A 21,023-nucleotide genomic window follows, 5' to 3' on the forward strand; every position below is an offset into this window, starting at 1 on the left:
TTACACCGGGACCCCCTCCGACGTCTCGCGCGACGCCGCGCCTGCGCGTTGTTGGTTGTGGTGGGGTTCACTGTGGGGTGGAGGGACTCGTTATGCAGCAGATGTGGAAGCGGTATGCATGCCTTGCTGGGCCGGTGCTCGTGGCGGTGATGGCGTGCAGCACGGCGGAAAGCCCGATGGGGCCTACCCGGCGTCCCACTCTCCTCCCGAGCGGGGAGGGCATCCGCGCGAGCGTGAGCCCGGATGGGGAGCCGATGGCGTTCGATCCTGAGAACGGAGTGTGGTACACCTTGCAGGAAGAGTATAATCGCATCAAGGTGACTCTGAGCGACGGGACGCTCCGCGCGATCCTGCTCGATGACGACCAAGTGCGGGCCGATGCGGCAAACGTCTTTTACGATGTCGTTGAAGATGGGGCTACCTACGTTGAGTCAATGCTCAACAACAATCCGCCCCCCGACACGACGTGCGGGGCGGGGAGGGACCCGTCATCCTGCGGCGGGACCGCGCGCATCCCAGTCGGGGCGCCGTCGCTCGCGCGGTCGCCTGGGGCGCTCGCCGCGCCAGTAGCCGGGCCACGCCCATCGGGTCGTCCCGCCTTCAGCGTCGGACTCGGTACGTCCCGGCCGCCCGGGCGGGCGCGCCCGGCCGGTTTCCGCCCCTCGCCCCTCCATAAGCCGTGGCGCTTCACGCGCGTCGCGCATCATCCTGTCTCTCGGACGTCGCCACCGTCCCTCGCGCATGGCGCCCCGACGTTGGGAGCCCTCTCTGCGGCGCAACCTGTCCCGCTCGTGCTCGGCGACCCGGCTCCGGGCGACGGCCTCTGGCCTGCCGGGCTCCCGACGCGCGAGATCACGTCCATTATCGATGGCATGCAAGGCCCCGACCCAAGCTGTTTAGACATCGCAAACGAGCTTTATCGCATGGTCCACCAGACCCGAAGCGACATGACGGACTACTTTCATACGTTGCGCGATGTCGTCTTTGGCATGCCGACCGTCTCGCTACCCGTGGCAATGATGAACGACGCCGCCGACGTGACGATTGGCTGGGAGCTTGGCGGGACCGCGGCAGCCGGCGCGATCAGTGAGGCCGGCGCGACGAAGATGCGGTCACAGATTTATCTCAACTTTCTGGCCTTGGAGTACAAGGCCTTCGGCTGTTGGAACAACTCGTGGCCGGATGCCCCCGCGCAGGGGCCGATGCAAATATCGTCGGCCGGGAATTACACCTGCAGCAATGATAGCTACGAGGTCGTCGATGACAACACGGGGGCCGATTACACCGTGACCGTGTACGATTGTGAGTATGCGATTTGAAGAATGACGGTTGAACAAAACCTAAACACTGCGGCGGCGATGCCATGATGGCTTCTCTTCGTTGTTCCAGTCGCGCGGCGTGGCGGGCCGCGCGCGCGTGGCGCCGATCGTGGATCGTCGCCGTCCTCGCACTGCTCATCGGCACCGGGCGTGTGGCCGCGCAAGCGGACAGTGCGATTATTCTCGTGCTCCCGTCCCTCGGCCGCGCGACGACGTGTAGTACCTCGGTAGACCGAGGCGTGGTCACGGTCAGCCTGGACGTGAACGCTGGTCCCTTGGGGGATGCACGGAAGGTAGCGGGCACCTTTGATAGCACGGGACGCCCCTTAACTCTCCTCGACGTCGCGACGCGCGCCCAAAGGCCGATGATCGAATCAGCGGCGGTGCGGTTCGATAGCAGCGGGCGGGCGGTCGGGGGGGTCGGACAGTCCTACACCCCGGCCGACTTTACCAGAGACTCAACGGGCGCGTGGCAGCATCGGGCCGACCGCCCGTCGTTTCGTCGGTTGACGCGCACGCAATTCACCCAAGCCGAGCAGGTGAGCGCGTGGCTCTGGCAGCGAGCGTGCCGCCCGACCGCGCGCCGGATGCCAGGGCGATGATGCGGATTGCGGGCCTGCTCTACGTCGTCGTCGGCGGCGTGTTCGTCGCCTGTCTCGTGGCGCTCGCGAGCGGCGTTTCGTGGGCGACGCTCGCGCGTGGTCGCGCGCCAGGTGGACCGCTCGCGCCGCGTCGCCGCGCGCTGGTGGTGGTGGTGGCCGTGGCCCGCCTGCTGGTGATGGGCCTCGTCGCGACGCGCGCTGGGCTCCTGGGGCCGACGCGTCTCCTCGCGCCAGGGCCGTCCCTGTGGATCATCGGCGTGATCGATCTCGCGGCCGCCGTGAGCTACGGCCGCACGTCGGATTGGGTCGGGCGCCGTCTCTGGGCTCCATTGTGCGCACTGCTCGCGGCCCTTATGGCGGTCGTCCTGCTCACCCGGTGACGCGCGTGCCTGCCTGCGTCGTGCCCAAAGAACAACGAGCGGCGGGATGATCTCCGCCGCTCGTTAGGCTTCGTTCTTCATGTGCGCCGTGCCGCCCGCCAGCCTAACGACAAGATTTCAGTTGGACGCGAATCTTCTCCGAGCCGTATCGCGCCATGAGTCCAACGACGAGGCCACCGGCCATGGGCACCACGATTGCCCAGCCGCCGAGCGCGTTGCGAGCAGGCGAGACAAGCGTCCCCGCGAATTGGTGATAGTAGACGAGATTCGTGATCGCGCCGATCAACCAGACGAGGGTATAGGCGACACCAGCGCCGATAGCGCCGACGACGAGCGCCATGAGCGTGAGACGCAGTAGCCGCAGATCGGTCGTGAAGTCCCCGAGGCGGGAACTGGCCGGCTGCGGAGTCGCGGTGGCGTCTCGGAAGGGTTTCTCCGATCGAGTTCGCCGAGTGTGCAACCCGCGCGCGATCCTCGTGCGTCCTCCCGACGTAGTGGGACGGACATCGCCCGTCCCATCGGCAATCTATATGGGTGACCTATGGAAATACGAGGGCGCGAAACGCCAAAGTCTTGGCGCGTTGACTAGTCGGCGCGCAGAGCGATCGACGGGTCGAGCCGCGACGCGCGCCGCGCCGGAACCCAGCTCGCCACGAATGCAGCTACAAACAACGCGGCCGCCGCGCCCAGCATCACCGGGGCGTCGGCCGGTTTCACATCGGCGAGCGACGACTGCAGACCGCGTGCGAGCACAAACGACGACGCCGCGCCGAGCACGACACCGATCAACGCGTCCGTCAGTGCTTGCCGAGTGACGAGCAGCCGCACGTCGCGCGAATCCGCGCCGAGCGCCAGCCGCACGCCGATCTCGCGCGTACGCAGCCCGACGAGATACGAGATCACGCCGTAGATTCCGAATCCGCCCATCACCGTAGCGACGAGCGCCGCGATCGCGAGCAGCAGACTGATGAATGACGTTCGCGCCGTCGCCGCGGCTAGCAACTCCCGCAGCGGCATCACGCGATACAACGGCAGCGCGGGATCGATCGCGTTGATGGCGCTTCTTACCGGCCGCGCGATAGCCGACGCATCAGCGGACGATCGCACGACGAAGGCGAGGTTGCGCGGCATCCATGGCTTTCCCGCCGCATTCAGTGTCACGAGTGGGCTGTACACCTCGGCCGTCGCCGGCTGATCGAGTCCCGCTCCGTGCACGTCGCCGACCACGCCGACGATTGTCTTCCAGGGATCGAGCGCGTTCATCTTGATACGCTTCCCGATCGCGGTCGTCGGGCTGCGCCAAAAACGAACGGCGAACGCCGAGCTCACGACGAGCTCCGGCGGCCCTTTCGACGGCGCACCGTTCGCCTCGGGTGCCTCGAACAGCCGGCCGGCGACGACGGAAATTCCCATCGCTTTGAAGTAGCCGGGAGTCGCGAAGTTGATCTGATGCAGGCTCGGAATCTCTCCCGTTCGCAGGGGGTGGTCCTCGACGAAGACCGCGCTGTCCTGTGCAGCCTCGGCGTCGAGCGGCAGTTTCGTTATCACGCCGGTCGCACTCACCCCGGGAATCGCGTCAATCGCATTGAGCGCACGAACGATCATCTCCGCGCCGTCGCGCGTCGCCGGATAGGTCGCGTCGGGAAGCGCGATGCGAAACGCCACCGCGTGCTCCGCCTTGAACCCCGAATCGACCGCGCGGAGCCGCGCGAAGGTCCGCGCGAACAGGCCTGCACCGAAGACGAGCACCATCGCCAGCGCGACCTGCGCGACCACCAACGCACGACGCGCCCGATTGCGGGAGCGACCGTTGGTCGCGGACCGGCCGCTCGAAGCGAGCACCGAGGCGAGAGACATCCCGTTCAGGCGCAACAGCGGCAATGCACTGACGACGAGCGCCGCGAGCGCCGCGACCGCGGCCGTCAGCGCGATGACGAATCCATCAACGCGCACTTCGCTCAATCGGGGAATCGCCGCCGCGGCGTCGATCGACTGGAGCGAGCGAACTCCGATCACGGCAAGTCCGAGCCCGAGCATTCCCCCGAGCGCCGAGATGACCATCGCCTCCGACAACAATTCCGCGAGCAATCGTATACGCGCCGCCCCCAGTGCGCTGCGCACCGCGAGCTCGCGCTCGCGCGACTCGGCGCGCGCCAGAAACAGATTCGACACGTTCGCGCACGCGATGACGAGCAGCAGCCCGACGGCGCCGAACACGATCCATAACACATGTCCGACGTCGCCGACGACGACGTCGCGCAACGGGCGCACCACCGCCTTCATGTGCGTCGCCTCGATCGCGCCCGCCGTCAATCTGCCGGGGAAAACCTCCGGCACGCGTGGCAGCAGTCGCTGCAGATCCGTCGTCGCCGATGCGAGCGAGACGCCGTCGCGCAATCGCGCGACGACACGGTAATCGAACGCAGCCGACTTCGTATTTGCGGCGTCGAGCTGAAGCGGAATCCACAACAGCGCGTCCGCGGTTGGAAACTCGAAATCGGGAGGCATCACACCAACGATCTGCCGCATCACGCCGTCGACGAGCAATGACGCGTCGATGGCGCGCGGATCGGCGCCAAACTGTCGCCTCCAAAGACGATGGCTGAGCACGACGATCTTGGGCGCGCCCGGATCCACGTCCGCTTCCGTCATTCCGCGGCCTAACGCCGGAACCGCGCGCAGCGCGCGAAAGACACTTGCCGTCGCAAGGGCTCCATTCACGCGCTCGGCTCTGCCGGCTTCCGCGCTCGAGGGCATCGAAACGTTCGCCGATGTCGCCCGATAGGCGCCGACATCGGTGAAGACCCGATTCTCGCGGCGATACAACAGGTACGTCGCGTCGGACTGATCGACGTGAAGCGGGCCGGAGACGTCCAGTACGTGCGAGAGATCGACGAGACGATCGGCGTGGTCAAAGGGCATCGGCCGCAGGAGCACACTGTCAACGAGTGTGAACACGGCCGCGGTGCCGCCGATGCCGAGCATCAGCGTGACAACGGCGGCGAGCGTGAATGTTTTCGCGCGCAGCAGGCGACGGATGGCATGTCGGATCATGATTCGATGTTATGGTCGCCGCGCGCCAAAGTCAGTGTCTCCAACGTGAGAATTGCTATGGCTCCATCGAGGCGACGTACGCGGCCAGGTTCACAATGTCCTCATCAGTCAACTTCATCACGACCGCCTTCATCGCAATAGCGTTCTTCCCGTCGCGCGTGCCGCTCTTGAAATCGTAGAGCTGGCGTGCTGTTGCGGTCGGCGAGTGACTGGCGATGCGCGGGAACACGTCTCCCATGCCTTGCAGACCTTCGCCGTGACATGAAGCGCATGGCGTGGTCTTGCCATTACCGCCGGTCTTCGCAAGCGCCTCGCCCTTCCTGATGCTGCCCGTGGGCACGTATGCGACGAAGCCGGAGCTCGGATCGCGCAGCTCGGTGCGTTCAAAGTCTTCGGGAACTTCGATGATGCGCATACCAATTGGCTCCGTGGCTCCGCTCGGATCGACCTGCTGCACGGCGTGAGCAGCCGGATGAGTGATCGGTGCCATGTCTGTCTCCACGATCCGCAGCTTCTTCACCGGCTTGATGGAGTGGAAGTACTCTGCGGCCTGACGAGCTTCGTCCAGCGTCACACCTTTCGCGATCGCGACCATCAGCGCAAGCGGCGCAGCCGGAATCGACGCGTGCCGTTTGTCGTTCTTCATATCGACGATCTGTTGCACGATGTACTCGACAGGCAGGTCACGAAGATCGCCCGTATCCGGTTTGCCGCTTCCGTCGATGAGGTGGCACTGGCCGCACGCGTTATACGCGCCAGCTCTCCCCTCGATCACCGGCGCCGGCGGCGCCGGATGCCGGTCAGGAAACCAGTCGATCGTGGCAGGGCTGCCATTGATTTGTGTGAGGGTGAATGCCTGCTTGCTCCCAAGGACGTGGAAGAGCGTTCCGTCTTCCTTTCGTGTGTCGGGAATCCCGCGAGGGTACGGCCAGGCGGGATAGTCGGTGCGGCCAAGATTCGCAGGCGGACCGTAGTTCGGCTTCGGCGCGGCTGAGGGCTTGGCAGCATGCCGCGTGCATGAACCAAAGAGGACTGCGACCGCGCAGGCGCATCCCAGCAGTACGAATGGCCTAACAGAAGACATGATTCTGCACATAATCCGCAAAGGATAACAAACGTTAAGATGTGTAGCTGAATTGGCGGATGAAGTCCTCGAAGCGCGCACCCGGCTATCGCCAACCGAGCGCGGGCGCGACGTGCGTCAGGATCGACTCGAGCACGTGCGCGTTGTATTCGACGCCGAGCGTGTTCGGCACCGTCAGAAGGAGCGTATCCGCTTCGGCGATAGCCTCATCCCCTCTCAGCTCTTCGACCAACACGTCTGGCTCGGCAGCATAGGACCGACCAAACACGGCCCGCATGTTATCGATGACGCCCACCTGATCGCTGCGTTCATCGCCACCGAAGTAGGCGCGGTCGCGATCGTTCGTCAACGCGAAGATCGATCGCGACACCGAGACGCGCGGCTCGCGTGTATGCCCGGCCTCGCTCCAGGCTTTCCGGAAAACGCGGATCTGACGCGCCTGCTGGACGTGAAAGGGCTCGCCCGATTCGTCCGCCTTGAGCGTGGAGCTCTGCAGATTCATCCCATGCTGCGCCGCCCAAATCGCAGTCGCATTGGAGGCTGAGCCCCACCAGATGCGATCGCGCAGTCCCGGTGAATGCGGCTCGAGCCGAAGGAGCCCGGGTGGGTTCGGGAACATCGGTCTCGGGTTGGGCCGGGCGAACCCATTCCCTTTCAGCAGTTCGAGAAACACCTCGGCATGACGACGGCCCAGGTCCGCATCCGTTCCGCCTTCTGGCGGCGCGTAGCCGAAGTGACGCCAACCTTCGATGACCTGCTCCGGCGAGCCGCGGCTGATCCCAAGCTGGAGCCGGCCGTTGCTGATCACATCGGCCGCCCCCGCATCTTCGACCATGTAGAACGGATTCTCGTAGCGCATGTCGATCACGGCCGTTCCGATCTCGACGCGGCTGGTCCTGGCGCCGACGGCCGCAAGAAGCGGGAAGGGAGACGCGAGTTGCTGGGCAAAGTGATGGACGCGAAAGTATGCGCCATCCGCACCGAGCTCCTCGGCCGCCACAGCCAGCTCGATCGACTGCTGGAGAACATCGCGCGCGGAGCGCGCGGCGGATTGGCGCGACGCAGTCCAATGACCAAAGGATAGAAAGCCGATCTTCTTCATGCACCCAAGACTGCTGGACTCGACGTCGCCGACGGAACTATGACTGAGCGTTGAGTATACGTTAAAACGCCGTGCCAGGTTGACACGTGCTCTCACCAGGCCGACGATCGCCGAGCTGCGAGAGCCGGGGTTGACTGCTCTCCATACCCGATCCTTTAGACGAACCGATATGCGAGGGTGACTGCTTGCGCAATCGGACGGTTCAGCAATGACGTTCAAACATCCCATCGACAGAGAGGACCGGTGACAATGCAACGCTCTCGCTCGCGTTTGGCACTCTTCGGACTTGCCGCGATGCTCGCCAGTTGTTCATCCGAGCCAACGTCGCCGGGAGGCAACACGATTCGATTGACGGCGGCGCAGGCCGACCTCCTGGTCAGTCGGATCGGCCAGGTGGTCACGGCCACACCGGAGCTCGGGTGGCTCACCGACTCCGTCAATGTGATTCTTGGTGCTGGCGCGGCGGCGAGTTCCGTGAGTGTCGAGACGACGCTCACCAGCGATCCGTTCTACGCGGTGGGCCTCGAGCGCCGCTTCGTGGGATCGGGTATCAGCTTCACCACCCTGACATTCATTGCCTTCGATAGTCCGGACAATCCCACCAATTTCATCTTTGTTAATGGCTACGCGCCGTCGGCGACGACAGTGCCGCCCGAGTCAGTGAGCGGGAACTTCACCGCTGCAGTAAACCAGGAACTGTCCGGGTACGCCTTTCACCTTTCGGGTAATCAGGTAACGACGTGGCATTCGTCCGCTGGCTCCGCCACGTTAGCGTCAGCGGGGACGAGTGGAGCATGCGCTCATTTCCAGGCGACTGGTGTCCAGTGCAGCGATGCGAGCCTGAGCGCCTCATTCACGATGGACGCTGGCGCCGACACAGCTGGTACAGTCATTTCGCACCGAACGGCGACGATGTCAGCGGCCACGGTGGCCGGAGTTCGTCTGACCTTCACGCCGTGAGGTGAAGTGTGCGCCGGCTATTGCTCATGTCGTCTCTGATCGCGAGCACGCTGTCGGCGACCGGTGATCCTTTCGTCGGCAAATGGAAGTTCAGTCCGGACAAAAGCACCCTCATCGATCAGATGCGAGTCGAGCTGGCTGGGCCGAATAAGTACTCGCTCAACTTCGGCGGTGGCGTGGAGAACGTCGTCGCGGACGGCACGGATCAACCGGGCCTCGATGGAACAACCGTCTCCATCACCATCGACGCGCCAGACAGCTGGAAGATCGTTCGCAGGCTCAATGGTCGCCTGCTCGTCATCGGCATGTGGAAGCTTTCCGCGGATGGCAAGACTCTCCGCGATCACTTCACACAATATTCCACCGCTGGTGCGCCCTCTAGCACCGACGACGTGTATGAGCGGGCCGCGGGGACTTCAGGCTTCACGGGAAGCTGGGAAACGAGCCTGAAAATAGGAGTCTTCGAACTCCAGATCGGACCGTGGAAGCGTGACGGGCTTGCACTTGTAAACATTGGCGACGCGCACCGGACGCAAAGACTCAGATTCGATGGCAACGATTATCCGCTCACGGGTCCAAATCTGATGGCAGGTACAGTGTCGTCGGGACGCCGGCTCGACGAGCGAACGTTGGAAATTACAGAGAAGATCCAAGGCAAGGTCAGCGACACGCGGCGGATCACGCTCTCTGCCGATCATAAGACACTAACGATGACGGTGTCTCCCGTGGGTCGAAGCAAACCAAACATCCTCGTCTTCGAGCGGGCGTAAGACTTTCGTGGCTCCTGAAGTCGAGCTCGTGCCCCGTTCTGTCACTCGGGCGCGTTAGGCGCAAACCTCGAGCGCGGCTATCCGCCGTCGCGCATCGCACCAACGGGATCGATTCGCGCCGCGCGCCAGGCCGGCAGGAAGGTCGCGATGCCGGCCGCCACTGCCACGCCGAGGACCGCACCAGCCAGCGTCGCCGGATCGAGCGGCGCGACACCGAAGACCATCGCCCGCAGCTGGCGCTGCGCAATGACCGCCATGAGCAGTCCGCCGGCGGCGCCGCCGGCGAGCAACCAGGCGACGCGCGTCGCCAACTCCCACACGACGCGACTCGGCTCGGCGCCGAGCGCGATGCGGATCCCGATCTCGCGCCGGCGCGTCGTCACCGCGAGGGCGACGAGACCGTACAGGCCGATCACCGCCAGTATCACCGCCGCGAGGCCGAACGCGGAGATGAGGCTGGTCTGGAGCCGCGTCTCGTCGATCGTCGCGTCGAGATTGTCGTCGAGCGTCATGAGCCCGAACAGCGCGCGCGTCGGTTCCAGTCGCCTAACGGTGGCGCGGATCGCGCCGACGAGCGCGCGCGGATCGCCGCCGCTGCGAACGACGTACTCCGGATCCGGCCAGTCGCCCGGCCCGAGACACATGTAGACGTACGGCACCGCAGGCGCGCGCAGGTTGTCCTCGCGAATGTCGTCGACGACCCCGATGATCTCCGTATTCGGCGCGTCCGGGCGATCCTGCTCCCAGCGCAGAAAGCGACCGACGACACCGCGGCCATCGGCGTAGGTGGTGACGAAGCGCCGGTTGACCAGCACCTTGGGGCCGCCGTTGCGCACGACGGCGAGGTCGGGGCAGGTCGTGCCGGCGACGAGCGGCGCAGCGAGCGCGGAGAAGTAGCCACTGGTGACACTCCGCTCGCCGATGGTGAGCAAACTCTCATCACCGGTCCCAGTGGTGGTGAGGTCCTGGAGGTGGACGCGGTAGCGGATCGTCGCGTTCGACGCAGGAAGGAAGTTCGCGAAACCGACGCCGGTGACGCCCGGAAGATTCGCCAGCGCGCCGAGGAGATCACGCTGCATTCGTCCAACCGCGGCACGGTCCTCGTCCCATGCGGCGCCGACGTGGAAGGTGACGCTGTGCGACGCGTCGAACCCCGGATTCTCGTGCGTGAGGTTGTAGTAGCTCCGAAGCATCAGCGCGGTACTGCACAAGAGCAGCGTCGCTATGGCAATCTGGCCGGCGACGAGCACACCCTGTCCGCGCCACGCTGACGATGTTCCGCGGCCCGCTCGCGAAATCGCCGCCGCGATGGCGCCGCGTGTCGCACGCCACGCCGGGAGCGCACCGCAGGCCAGCGCTGCCCCGACTCCGCACAGCGACGCGATCGCGAGCGCTCGCCAGTCGACACCGATGCCGGTCGACCGTGGGAGCGATGCGAGCCGCGCCGACCCCACGCGCAGGAGCACGACGTCCGCGGCGACCGCGAGCACGATCGCCATGGCGGCAATGATTAAAACTTCCTGAACGATCCCCGCGACGACCTGACCGCGCGTCGCGCCGAGGAAGCCCCGGATCGCCAGCTCGTGCTCTCGCTGCTGGAGCTGGGCGAGCATCAGGCCGGCCGTATTGGCGACGGCGATCAGCAGCAGCATCGCCACGGAGCCGAGGACGAAGAGGAGCGGCTGGCGGACGTCGCCGACGCGCGAGCTCGCGAGGTCGGTCACCTGCGCGGACCAATTCTTGTCCGTGGCGGGGAACTCCTCCCCGAGCTCCGCCTGCACACGCGCGAGGTCCCGCTGGGCAGCGGCGATGGTGACGCCGGGCTTCATGCGTCCGACGCCGGTGAGAAAGCGCGCGTCGCGCGTGGCGAGCATGCGGGGCCAGGGCTGCGCCGGGATCCAGAGGTCGATCCCGTTAGGCGCGAAGTCCCGAGGCATCACGCCGACGATCGGATAGCTCTGACCCGCGAGGAGGAGACGTCGGCCGAGCACGTCCTGGCGACGCTGATACCGGCGCTCCCAGAGATGATCACTGATGACCGCAGCTGCCGGGCCGCCGGCGACCTCCTCGTTGGGCGTGAAGGTCCGGCCGACTGTAGGGCGCACGCCGTACACCGCGAAGAATCGGGCCGACGTCCGCCGCGAGGCGAGTCGCTCCGGAACGTCGCCGCTCGTCTCGGTGACGTTCTCGGCGTAGCTCCCGGAGATTGACACGAAGGTTCGATTACGGCGGTTCCAATCCTCGAGGCGGCCCGGAGCGAGCAGGCCAGTTGCCTCGCTCTTGGCGGAATTGGCCTCCATGACGAGGACGAGACGGTCGGGCTCGGGGTAGGGAAGGGGCTTGAGGACCGTCGCGTCGACGATGGAGAATACGCCGGTCGTCGCTGCGATCCCGGCGCCAAGGACGACGATGGCCGCGATGGCGAATCCGGGGCGGCGGACGAGTGATCGCACGGCCTGCTTCCAGGGTCGGATCATCGTGAGTCGAGGTCAACGGTGAGTGGCGACTGCGTCAGCTGCATCCATCAGACAATGCCAAAGGCCGGTGCGTTGTGTTCAAGAAGGTGTCCACGACAATCTGATCGCCGATTGAAAACGAATTCGTGATTCAATAGGCTCAAAGCGGTGGGATTAGAAATCGCGGCGCGACAAGCGCGACAACGCCGCTCCCACAACGCAGACGGCAAAGAGGCCGGCGTAGAGCAGGGCTTGGTTGCTCGGAATCGAGACGTTCGCAAACGGCGAAAAGGACAGTGATCCCGCCAGCGGTGTTTGCATCTCGAACGCCGCTCGGCGCCACAGCGATTCGCTCGGCATCAGCAGGCTCGTGACTACACCGAGCGTCACGATGTGCTCACTCTGCGAAAAGCCACTCACCTGCTCGAGCCAACCTCCCATGAACGCCACGGCTTGTAACCCAAGCGCGAGCACGCCCACCGTGAGCGTCGTGAATCGCGTCCCCAGGTAGAACGTCACCGCCAACACGAGCACGCACTCACCGCTCATGAGCAAGAATCCGCGAACAGGATGCTCGGGTAACACACCGGTGGCCGCGTACGCGACGGCGATGGTTCCACAAAAGGTGAGCGCAACGAAGGCAATGATCATCGCCACGAAGCCGACGAACTTGCCACCCAGAATCTGCCAACGCGCGATCGGTTTCGTCGCGATTGCCTGGATCGTTCCGGACGTGATCTCGCCGGCGATGGTGTCGATCGATGTCAGGATCGTCATCACCACGGCCAGCAGATCGCACGTGTACAATCCCACCATGAGCATGCCGCTCTCGACCTGGTATCGCACGAAGGGCGACATCGGCCGACTCTGGAATTCAAGAACTTGTAATCGGAGCGCGATGGCGAAGATTGCCAGGAGTATCGCCGCAGCCGCGAGGGCGGTCCACAGAATTCGTCGGCGAGCGGCCTCGCGAAAAGTGACGCCCGCCATGATCCAGAGCGGTCTCACAAACCTCGGTCCTCTCCGACGAGTTGCATGAATGTTTCTTCCAACGACGTGGGTGCCGGAGAGAACTCAAAGACCTCGGCGCCGCTCAGCGCCAGCCGACGCACTATCTCCGGGAGAACGTCCTCTGACGAGACGTCAAAGGTGTATTCATCCACCTGCGCGCTCGGACGAATCGGCGAGGTTACGTACACGGCGAGATGATCGAAAATCGCAGGTGGCATGTTCCGGGCTCGGAGGCGTATCCGGCGCTCGCTTCCGTTGCCGGATGCGGTGAGCTCCCGACTTGCGACGATCTCGCCGTTATTAATGAACGCGACACGGTCGCACGTCACTTCGATCTCGCTCAAGAGATGCGAATTGAGGAAGACGGTCACTCCGCGGTCGCGTTGACCACGGATGATGTCTCTCACCAATCGTCGTCCCATGGGATCGAGTCCCGAGGTCGGCTCGTCGAGGAACAGGATGCGCGGTTCGTGCATCAGCGCCTGCGCGAGTCCGAGTCGCTGCAACATGCCCTTCGAGAATCCGCGCAGACGGCGACGCGCGTGCGCCGCGATGCCGACGAGCTCCAGCACTTCGGGTGCTCTCCCTCGGGCGCTCGCGGTTGTCATCCCGGCGAGCCGCCCATGAAGCTCGAGTAGCTCGCTTGCCGTCAGCCACTCGTAGAACCGAAAGTCCTCCGGCAGGAAACCGATTTGACGCCGGACCTCGACGTCTCCGATGGGAGCGCCGAGCACCGTTCCGCTGCCGGCCGTCGGCCTAACGAGTCCGAGCAGCATCTTGATCGACGTACTTTTTCCTGCGCCGTTAGGGCCGAGGAATCCGAAGATCTCACCTTCGCGTACACGCAGCGTCAGGTTGCGGACGGCGATCTGATGGCCGAACGCCTTGCGCAGGCTGTGCGTCTCGATTGCGACTGCCTCACGCATCAGTTCACCGAAGCGGCGAGCGAGGCGGCGTCGGCAGAGCTTCCATAACCGGTGATCGTGAACACGATGCCGTCGCTGAGCCACGCCAGCACGTAGGTTGGTCCTCGGCGGCCCCCAGTGATCATGAGCATTGCCGGTGCGCCACCCACCGAGGTGAGCACGTACGATCGCATGAATCTCGGTGGGGCGATCGTCACCGCGGCCGGCCAGCCGAAGAGTCTTCGGAAGTCGCGTGATTGATTTGGGCTCATTCCGGACAGCTCCAAGGCAACCGTCATGACTGCTGCGGTATCGAGTGCTGGAGGCACCGTGATAGCCGCGAGCGGGGTCTCCGTGAGCACGATGCAATTGCCATTGTCAGTGGATGGCGGTGGCGGCCCCTGTATTTGAGCTTGAATCGTGTTGGCGACCGGTGCGGGACAGTTCCCAAACTCGGCGCGCACGCTACGCGGCGTCATGAGCGAGATCGGCGCGTTATCGAGCGAAGAGGGCAGGGAAGTCCGCGGAAAACCGGCTTCGGCGAGTAGTGTGCGCAGCTGGTCGCCTCGCACACGGGTCTCGACGCGATGCGCTCCGGTCACGAGGAGCTTGGCCGCATCGCTGCGACCGTGCAGAGTGCGAACGCGAAAACCGGCGACGCGACTCGCTTCGACAACGTCTCTCATCGCGGTGTCTGGTTCATCGCGGAAGACAGTCGTGGACTCTGCAACGATGCCGGCGACGACATCTTGCAGTTGTCGAGTGTTCGAGCCGCCGACCGTGGTCACCGCCGCGTTCACCGCTGCCGGTCGCGCGGTGCGGAGCGACGCGATGAACCGACTTCCGATTGACTGGTTCTGAACACGCAACGCGAGCGTGCCAACAACCACCACGAGGACCGCAAGGCGCCCGACGCCACGACGCCAGCCACCGCGTGATACCGTTCCGCTGATCATGGCGCGAGCACCGCCCTGCCTCGTGTAACGGGAGATTGTCCAGCATTTGTATCTAGTCGCGGGAAGCTGTCACCACGATGACAGCGAGTACTTTTCGGTGGCGACACCCCATTAGCCCGTGCGAACGCAGCTCCGCCACAGCGCGGGCCCGAAATTCTCGAATCGTTAAGTCTCCACAAAGCACAACGCTGTCGCAGCAGGGGAAGGAAGACATCAATGACTGATTCTATTCGGCGACGACCGTCGCTTGCCGAGCGTGGGCGCCAATTCCTCGTGGCGAGGTTCAACCGAAAGTCGCAGCTCGGCATCGGCCTCACGGCGGCCGTGGTCGTCTGTGCTCTCGCCATCTGGGCGTTTAGCGGTCTGCTGGATGCGATTCTCGACAACGATGCGCTCGTGCGCTGGGACGCCATCGTCGAAGGATGGTTCCACACGCATGCAACACCGACTGGGCTCGCGATCTTGAATGCCGTGACGCAGCTCGGATCACCTGGCGTGGCAGTCGTTGTCACGGTCGTCGCGATCTATCTCTGGCGTAAGCGCGTCTTTCTACTGCTCTGGACCTGGCTCGGCGCAATTCTCGGTGGGCTGCTGATTGAGCATGTGCTGAAGAACACAGTCCACCGATCACGTCCACAATACGCGGCCGCGTATCTCCATGGCCAGTCGTACAGCTTCCCGAGTGGCCACACCATGGCGTCGACGATTTGCTATCTGCTCCTCGCGTTTCTCATCTGGTCGCATCCATCGACGAGACCAACTGTCAGGCGCGGGGCATTGATCGTGGCCGCTGCCGTCATCACTGCGGTCGGCTTCAGTCGCCTCTATCTTGGCGTGCACTATCCATCCGACGTGCTCGGAGGCCTCCTCGCTGGTATCGGATGGCTCGGGGTGTGCGGGGCCACCAGACGTTTTTTCGCCGCGCGAGACGGACTGCTCGATGGTGGATGGCGGCGCCCAACACTCGAGAGCGAATAGAAACGACGTCCGCCAAAGTGCTTCTGAAGAAGCAGAATTAGCGACACGACAGGCGGTAAGCCTCCTGTAAGGTACGGGAGCTACTGTACGATTCGTCCATACGAACGCCACAGTCAGGTCGTTCCGCCTACTCGATGCGCCATCACGTAATTCGACTCCTCACGAGTCTTCTGCTTTCTTCGGTCCCACTCGCTGGCCCCCGCGCACAATCGGCTACCGGGGGAGTCATCCATGGCCGAGTCGTAAGCGCCGGTTCTGGCGACGCGATTGCTTCCGCCACGATTGACGTCGCGAACGTTGCAACGGGAGCACCCGCCGGTCGTATCGCCAGCACCGCTGACGGCACGTTCCGCATTGCTGGGCTCGCGACTGGCCAGTACCGCGTGATCGTGCGCGCGCTCGGGTTCGCACTCAAAAGGCTTCCAGCGGTCGCGCTCAGCGGGTCGAGTCCCGACGTCGACGTCGGCGTCGTCGCGCTCAGCGAGATCGCGCTGCAGCTCGAGACTCAAGCGGTTACCGCGCAGCGCAATGAGGTCCAGATCCAACCAGATCGAACGACCTATGTCGTGCACGACATGCCCACGACCAAAGGAGGGACCGCGCTCGACGTCTTGCGCAATGTCCCCTCGGTGGACGTGGACATCGACAACAACATCAGCCTGCGTGGCAACAGTGGCGTCGTGATCGAGATCAATGGCCGTCCGAGCGCACTCAAGGGATCGCAGCTCGGGAATTTCCTCGATCAGTTGCCGGCCGACGCGGTCGATCACGTCGAGATCATTCCGAATCCATCGGCGCGCGAGGACGCGGCCGGTGTCGCCGGTATCATCAACATCGTTCTGCGGCAGAAGCCGGACGCGGGCACGAGCGGCAGTGTCACGTTAGGCGGAGGGACGACAGGCCACGTCGACGCGGGAGTCAACGGCGGTTGGCAGCGCGGGCCGCTGTCGGCCTTTGGCAGCTACTCGTTATGGCGTGACAGCCGGCCGCGTAACGACGCGATTTTCCGACAGGACAACTACGCAACGCCTCTCAATTACCTGCAGGAGAATGGAACGCGCACGCAGATCCCGCTCGTCCACACCGTTACCGGCAACGTGTCGTATCAGCCGAGCGACCACGACGAGCTCTCGGCCGATGGGTTTTACAGCAAGCGTCGCGAGTGGGAGACGCAAGGTATCTTCTACCAGTCGCTCGACTCGGCGCTCGTGCTCGACGACCTCACGGACCGGCACTCTCGCGACGTGAACCATGAGGGCAGCGCTGACGCCGCGATGAATTACAAGCACCTTTTCGCGACGAAGGGCCACACCATCTCGAGCGAGCTGCGATTCGAGGAGCACTTCGAGGGCGGCCCGACCGACATCCTAGATCAGGCGCTATGGCCGACGACCGCTCCGGCAACGACGACGTTGCAGGAGACACGAACGGTCTGGACGCACTCGAGCACCACGTCGCTCAGGCTGGATTACGTGCGTCCGCTTGTTCACGACTTGCGTTTCGAAACGGGCTACAGAGGGTACCTGGAGCGCATTCGTACGACGCAGGACGTGAAGAATTACGACTCCACGCAATCGGCGATGATCACCGATACCTCGCAGGCGAGCGATTTCGCCTATGACGCGTTGGTGCACGACGTCTACGGCATGCTCGTGGCACGGATCGGTCGCGTTCAGCTCCAGGGTGGCGCTCGCGCCGAGCATGCGGGGACGACGTTCGACCTCCGCAGGCGCGATCAACGTTATGACAATCCGTACAACAGCTTGTTCCCGAGTGGGCTCATCTCGTATTCGCTCGACGACGCGAATCAGATCAAGCTCTCGTACTCAACGCGGATTCGTCGGCCGGACGATCCGGATCTGCTCGATCCCACCCCGCGTGCCCTCGATGCGCTGAATATCTCCGTCGGCAATCCCTATCTCCGTCCGGAGTACATCCGCGCGCTCGAGCTGGGCTTTCAACGCACCGGCGACCGCGTCACTCTGCAACTCACGCCCTTTTATCGGCACTCCTTCAACGCGGTGAGAAGTATTCGCACGATCGACGCGACGGGCATCACAACGCTGAGTTACGCGAACATCGCCACGACTGATTCATACGGCACGGATGCGACTGTCGCGCTGGGCAGCGGAGGACGCCTCAGCGGCTTTGCCGGAGGCAGCGCGTACTACCAGGAGAACAACGCGAGCAATATCGATCCGAGCCTGTCGGCGAGCACGTTCGGCTGGAGCGTGCGCACGAACACGGCCTTGCGCCTGTCACGGACCATCGATGCGCAGGCACTCGTGTCGTACGTCGGACGGGCGACCGTCGCTCAGGGCTGGAGCGCCGCGCGCACGCGGGTCAGCTTCGGCATCCGAGACAAGCTCGCGGCGGACCGCTTGAGCCTAACGTTGCGTATCCTCGACCCGTTCAGCACCGTGCGCGAGCGTTCGGCGACGATTGATCCGGAGTTCACTCAGATCAACGACCGCACCCGCGCGATTCGCGGGCTACAGCTCAGTGCCACGTGGATGTTTGGACGACCAAACAAGGCCACGGACCAAATCGACCTGACCACGACCGGGCAATAAAGAGAGGAGAGCGAACCGCCGGGAGCTCGTTCGTCTGCGTTTCGTGACGGCAAGCGGTTAAGGTTTCTTTGCTTCGGCCTTCTTTTCTTTCGCCTCAGCCTTTGCGTTTTCGTGTTCGTGGGCCACGATTTCGCCGGTCTTCGCGTCGACGTTGACCTCTTCGACGCCTGACTTCCCCGCGACCTTGATGTCATACGAGTAAATCAGGCGACCGTTCTCTCGCTCGAGCTCATGTGATTGCACTTTGCCGCCCGGCACCGCGGCGAGCGCCGTCTTGCGCGCGTCGGCTTCGGCGATCTTTGCCTCTTTGCGAAGCGCGGCCTGGCTCGTCGCTTCCTTCTTCGCCGGTGCCTTGGCCGCTTGCGCCGATGCGCGGGCTGCCGCCCCAAGAGTCAACATCGCGGCGAACATCGTCAGGTACGTGACAGTCTTCATCGTTCAGCCTCCCTTAGAAGTTGAGAATTCGCTTTCAACTTCTGAACGTAGAGGGTGTACCTGACGCTACGATGACAGCGCGTCGTTGCTAGAGGCCGACGTTCACCCGAAGCTGGATGTTGCGTGGCCGGCCAACCGACGCACCGCTGAAAAACGCGCCTTTCAGCAGATACTTCTTGTCGAAGACATTCTCGATGTAGAGCGCGGGCCGGACGACTGAGCTCCCCGCTACGAGCGAGTATCCTGCGCTGAAATTGAGATCGTGCTCGCCGGCACGTGGGCATGCGATAAACGGCGCGCGAGGAACGGCGCGCGAGGAACGGCGCGCGAGGAACGGGCGCGCGAGGAACGGGCGCGCGAGAAGGGCGTGGAGAATTCGGCACGAGAAGATACACGCCGAAGTAAAACGGCGACGCAGTCGCCGGCGCCGCGTTTATCGTGGCGCATGGACTCCGACGATCCACTTCGAGTGCTCGACGCCGCACGCCTATACGGAGAGCACTGCGTCAAGATCGCGCATGAGTTGCCGCGGCGTGCGCCGGCCGGTCTTCGCAGGCAGCTCGCCAAAGCTGCTCAATCGGTCAGCGATCTTCTTGCGGAGGGCCTTGGCCGAGGGACGGTGGGGGAGAAGATTCGGTACTGCCGTATGTCAAAAGGCGAACTCGAAGAGAGCCAAAACCAACTGCGCCGTTGCATAAGGCTGGGGCTTATTCACGAGAAGGTGTTTTATAAGTCTTGGAACCTTTCCGTCGTCGTCAACCGGATGGAAGATGGCCTTCTCGCTCACCTGCAGGAAGCAGAGAGTGAGCGCATGAGCAATCATCCGTCATCTTGAGCCGCCTTTGCCCGCGCGCTCTTCCTCGCGCGCTCTTCCTCGCGCGCCCTTCCTCACGAGTCGTTTTCTAGGGCCTTGCGCCGTTTGGCGGTTGCGCCGTTTAGGTTTGCGCCCTTCGACACCATCTGGCTCGTTAGGCCCATTCGCCAGCGGTTCATCGCCAGTTGCACCTTCGCCACGCCGCACTACTATCAACACGGTATGGCCGCACGCTGCGACGATCCCAATTGCTCCTGTCGCTCACCCGACCTCGAGCGATTCACGAACCAGGTCCTCCGCCGCGACGCCGCGCGGACGGACTACCTCGTCATTCCCCTCATCGGCGGCGTCCTCGCCAATTGCTATCTCGCCGAGGAGGCGATCGACGGCCCTGCGTGCGACGTGTCGCCGGATCTCCTCGACCTCTCCCGTTCCATTCGTGATCTCGCCGCCGCCGCCCGCGACGGAAAGTCCTGGGAAGACGAGACCCACGCCTATGGAATCATTGCCAGTCTGGTCTTCTGTAACTGGCCGGAGCTCCTCATCTGGGGATCAGTCTCCTGGCATCGCGCCAGGCTTGACATCGGGTGGAAGCCGCGCGCCTCCCGGGACCTCGCGGCGGCGGTCCGCGTCCTGGGCGCCGACCCGCCGCCCTCCTGGACCGAGAGCGTCATCCTCGCTGCCTTCGCCGCGTCCCTCGCCGGCTCCGGCACGAATCGCGACTTCCACCTGCTCGGCAAGGTCGGCCGATCGCTCCGGGTCGTGCTCGCCGATCGGATGCGCCGCGCGAATCTCACCAACTGGCCCGCGGCCCTCGGTGCGGCGATCGAGGACTGGACCGTGCCGACGCTCCAGCAGCTCGCGCGTTCGCAGGCCCGGGCCGGCGACGCGGCGATCCACTACGTCGCGGACCTGGAGGATGAGACAAAGGCGCAGATCGAGGCCGACGCCGAAACGTCCGTGGCGGCACCGCAGCCGGAGCCGGCGCCTCCACCGCGGGACACCGGCGAGAGCCAGGCCGCCGAAGAGTTGATCAAGGACGCCGTCGTCGAGATCACGCATTGGCGCACGCAGCACGGTCGTGCGCAGCAGGAGCGCGACCGCTTCGCCGACCGCGACGCGCGGCATCGCTCGCACATCGAATCCCTCGAGCGCGAGCTTCAGTCGTCCCGAAGCGCGCAAACGCGCCTCGAGACCCAGGTCGCAGCGCTCCGTCAGGAACGCGACCTGTTCGCCGAGCGCATCGCCGCGTACGAGTCCGTCGCGGAGGACGCGCCCTCGTCGCTTCCAGCCACCGACACGTTCGCGGGCCGACGGGTGCTGGTTTTCACCGGAGCGGAAAACGCCGATGCGCGCGCCGCGTTCGCGGAAAGCTTTCGCGACCTCGGCGCCTCTCAAGTCGACTGCTATTGGGCCGACCGCTCACGTGGTCCCGACGTGTTCCCAGCCGACACGATCGTGGCCGTCGACGTGTCGTTCATGAGCCACTCCACATGGAACGCGATTCAGGACCGTGCCCGCGCCGCGGGCGCATGGTGTTATTGGGGCAAGCACGGCGCCGCCACGCTGAGTCGTGCGACGGCGGCGGCTTGGATGGCGCATCAGGCGCGGAGGTAAGATGACC

General features: G+C 64.3%; 17 protein-coding genes. 8 read left to right on the forward strand and 9 right to left on the reverse strand.

Annotated elements, in window-relative coordinates; translation table 11 throughout:
* The first annotated feature begins 92 nt into the window (after positions 1-92).
* Together VGH98_05815 and VGH98_05820 are read left to right on the forward strand one after the other, a co-directional pair.
* Positions 93-1,319, forward strand: a complete 1,227-nt coding sequence (locus tag VGH98_05815) for a hypothetical protein (protein HEY2375473.1) — start codon at positions 93-95, stop codon at positions 1,317-1,319.
* A 547-nt stretch (positions 1,320-1,866) separates the two neighbouring features.
* Positions 1,867-2,301, forward strand: coding sequence for a hypothetical protein (locus VGH98_05820; GenBank protein HEY2375474.1), 435 nt, complete (start codon positions 1,867-1,869; stop codon positions 2,299-2,301).
* Positions 2,302-2,404: 103 nt separating this feature from the next.
* Here VGH98_05820 and VGH98_05825 read toward each other — a convergent pair whose 3' ends face one another.
* From VGH98_05825 to VGH98_05840, 4 genes are all read right to left on the reverse strand, one after another.
* Positions 2,405-2,761 (reverse strand): hypothetical protein, encoded by a 357-nt coding sequence (locus tag VGH98_05825; GenBank protein ID HEY2375475.1) that lies wholly within the window; start codon positions 2,759-2,761, stop codon positions 2,405-2,407.
* Between the two features lie 125 nt (positions 2,762-2,886).
* The gene (locus VGH98_05830; protein HEY2375476.1) at positions 2,887-5,355 is read right to left on the reverse strand and encodes an ABC transporter permease; all 2,469 of its coding nucleotides are present in this window, start codon (positions 5,353-5,355) and stop codon (positions 2,887-2,889) included.
* 55 nt (positions 5,356-5,410) lie between these two features.
* Complete coding sequence (locus tag VGH98_05835; GenBank protein HEY2375477.1) at positions 5,411-6,439, reverse strand: c-type cytochrome; 1,029 nt, start codon at positions 6,437-6,439, stop codon at positions 5,411-5,413.
* Positions 6,440-6,524: 85 nt separating this feature from the next.
* The gene (locus VGH98_05840) at positions 6,525-7,541 is read right to left on the reverse strand and encodes an LLM class flavin-dependent oxidoreductase (GenBank protein ID HEY2375478.1); all 1,017 of its coding nucleotides are present in this window, start codon (positions 7,539-7,541) and stop codon (positions 6,525-6,527) included.
* A 243-nt stretch (positions 7,542-7,784) separates the two neighbouring features.
* Here VGH98_05840 and VGH98_05845 point away from each other — a divergent pair, with 243 nt between their 5' ends.
* Complete coding sequence (locus VGH98_05845) at positions 7,785-8,501, forward strand: hypothetical protein (GenBank protein ID HEY2375479.1); 717 nt, start codon at positions 7,785-7,787, stop codon at positions 8,499-8,501.
* A 26-nt stretch (positions 8,502-8,527) separates the two neighbouring features.
* Complete coding sequence (locus tag VGH98_05850; protein HEY2375480.1) at positions 8,528-9,271, forward strand: hypothetical protein; 744 nt, start codon at positions 8,528-8,530, stop codon at positions 9,269-9,271.
* A 77-nt stretch (positions 9,272-9,348) separates the two neighbouring features.
* Here VGH98_05850 and VGH98_05855 read toward each other — a convergent pair whose 3' ends face one another.
* The 4 genes from VGH98_05855 to VGH98_05870 all read right to left on the reverse strand — a co-directional run bounded on the left by VGH98_05855 (position 9,349) and on the right by VGH98_05870 (position 14,599).
* The gene (locus tag VGH98_05855) at positions 9,349-11,748 is read right to left on the reverse strand and encodes an ABC transporter permease (protein HEY2375481.1); all 2,400 of its coding nucleotides are present in this window, start codon (positions 11,746-11,748) and stop codon (positions 9,349-9,351) included.
* Between the two features lie 153 nt (positions 11,749-11,901).
* The gene (locus VGH98_05860) at positions 11,902-12,735 is read right to left on the reverse strand and encodes an ABC transporter permease (GenBank protein HEY2375482.1); all 834 of its coding nucleotides are present in this window, start codon (positions 12,733-12,735) and stop codon (positions 11,902-11,904) included.
* A complete protein-coding gene (locus VGH98_05865) occupies positions 12,732-13,664 on the reverse strand; it encodes an ABC transporter ATP-binding protein (protein HEY2375483.1) in 933 nt (310 codons plus the stop codon). The genes VGH98_05860 and VGH98_05865 overlap by 4 nt, the downstream gene beginning before the upstream one ends.
* Complete coding sequence (locus VGH98_05870; GenBank protein HEY2375484.1) at positions 13,664-14,599, reverse strand: hypothetical protein; 936 nt, start codon at positions 14,597-14,599, stop codon at positions 13,664-13,666. The genes VGH98_05865 and VGH98_05870 overlap by 1 nt, the downstream gene beginning before the upstream one ends.
* A gap of 216 nt (positions 14,600-14,815) precedes the next feature.
* On the opposite strand from VGH98_05870, the gene VGH98_05875 reads away from it, so the two are divergent.
* Both VGH98_05875 and VGH98_05880 read left to right on the forward strand, forming a co-directional pair.
* Complete coding sequence (locus tag VGH98_05875; GenBank protein ID HEY2375485.1) at positions 14,816-15,577, forward strand: phosphatase PAP2 family protein; 762 nt, start codon at positions 14,816-14,818, stop codon at positions 15,575-15,577.
* Between the two features lie 134 nt (positions 15,578-15,711).
* Positions 15,712-18,150 carry a TonB-dependent receptor gene (locus VGH98_05880; GenBank protein ID HEY2375486.1) on the forward strand — a complete coding sequence of 813 codons (2,439 nt, stop codon included), beginning with the start codon at positions 15,712-15,714 and terminating at the stop codon, positions 18,148-18,150.
* 57 nt (positions 18,151-18,207) lie between these two features.
* Here the strand turns inward: VGH98_05880 and VGH98_05885 are convergent, their stop codons facing one another.
* On the reverse strand, positions 18,208-18,585 hold the full coding sequence (locus tag VGH98_05885; protein HEY2375487.1) for a PepSY domain-containing protein: 378 nt from the start codon (positions 18,583-18,585) through the stop codon (positions 18,208-18,210).
* A gap of 262 nt (positions 18,586-18,847) precedes the next feature.
* Between VGH98_05885 and VGH98_05890 the strand changes: the two genes are divergently transcribed.
* Both VGH98_05890 and VGH98_05895 read left to right on the forward strand, forming a co-directional pair.
* The gene (locus VGH98_05890; protein HEY2375488.1) at positions 18,848-19,420 is read left to right on the forward strand and encodes a four helix bundle protein; all 573 of its coding nucleotides are present in this window, start codon (positions 18,848-18,850) and stop codon (positions 19,418-19,420) included.
* A gap of 201 nt (positions 19,421-19,621) precedes the next feature.
* Positions 19,622-21,016: a hypothetical protein gene (locus VGH98_05895; GenBank protein ID HEY2375489.1), complete on the forward strand. Its 1,395-nt coding sequence runs from the start codon at positions 19,622-19,624 to the stop codon at positions 21,014-21,016.
* Positions 21,017-21,023: the final 7 nt, after the last annotated feature.

The sequence above is a fragment of the Gemmatimonadaceae bacterium genome, assembly GCA_036496605.1.
GTDB lineage: Bacteria > Gemmatimonadota > Gemmatimonadetes > Gemmatimonadales > Gemmatimonadaceae > AG2.

Coding starts and splice junctions, on each gene's coding strand:
- VGH98_05815 (HEY2375473.1), top strand. CDS start 93: ATGCAGCAGATGTGGAAGCGGTATGCATGCCTTGCTGGGCCGGTGCTC.
- VGH98_05830 (HEY2375476.1), bottom strand. CDS start 5,355: ATGATCCGACATGCCATCCGTCGCCTGCTGCGCGCGAAAACATTCACG.
- VGH98_05835 (HEY2375477.1), bottom strand. CDS start 6,439: ATGTCTTCTGTTAGGCCATTCGTACTGCTGGGATGCGCCTGCGCGGTC.
- VGH98_05840 (HEY2375478.1), bottom strand. CDS start 7,541: ATGAAGAAGATCGGCTTTCTATCCTTTGGTCATTGGACTGCGTCGCGC.
- VGH98_05850 (HEY2375480.1), top strand. CDS start 8,528: ATGTCGTCTCTGATCGCGAGCACGCTGTCGGCGACCGGTGATCCTTTC.
- VGH98_05855 (HEY2375481.1), bottom strand. CDS start 11,748: ATGATCCGACCCTGGAAGCAGGCCGTGCGATCACTCGTCCGCCGCCCC.
- VGH98_05865 (HEY2375483.1), bottom strand. CDS start 13,664: ATGCGTGAGGCAGTCGCAATCGAGACGCACAGCCTGCGCAAGGCGTTC.
- VGH98_05870 (HEY2375484.1), bottom strand. CDS start 14,599: ATGATCAGCGGAACGGTATCACGCGGTGGCTGGCGTCGTGGCGTCGGG.
- VGH98_05875 (HEY2375485.1), top strand. CDS start 14,816: ATGACTGATTCTATTCGGCGACGACCGTCGCTTGCCGAGCGTGGGCGC.
- VGH98_05880 (HEY2375486.1), top strand. CDS start 15,712: ATGCGCCATCACGTAATTCGACTCCTCACGAGTCTTCTGCTTTCTTCG.
- VGH98_05885 (HEY2375487.1), bottom strand. CDS start 18,585: ATGAAGACTGTCACGTACCTGACGATGTTCGCCGCGATGTTGACTCTT.
- VGH98_05895 (HEY2375489.1), top strand. CDS start 19,622: ATGGCCGCACGCTGCGACGATCCCAATTGCTCCTGTCGCTCACCCGAC.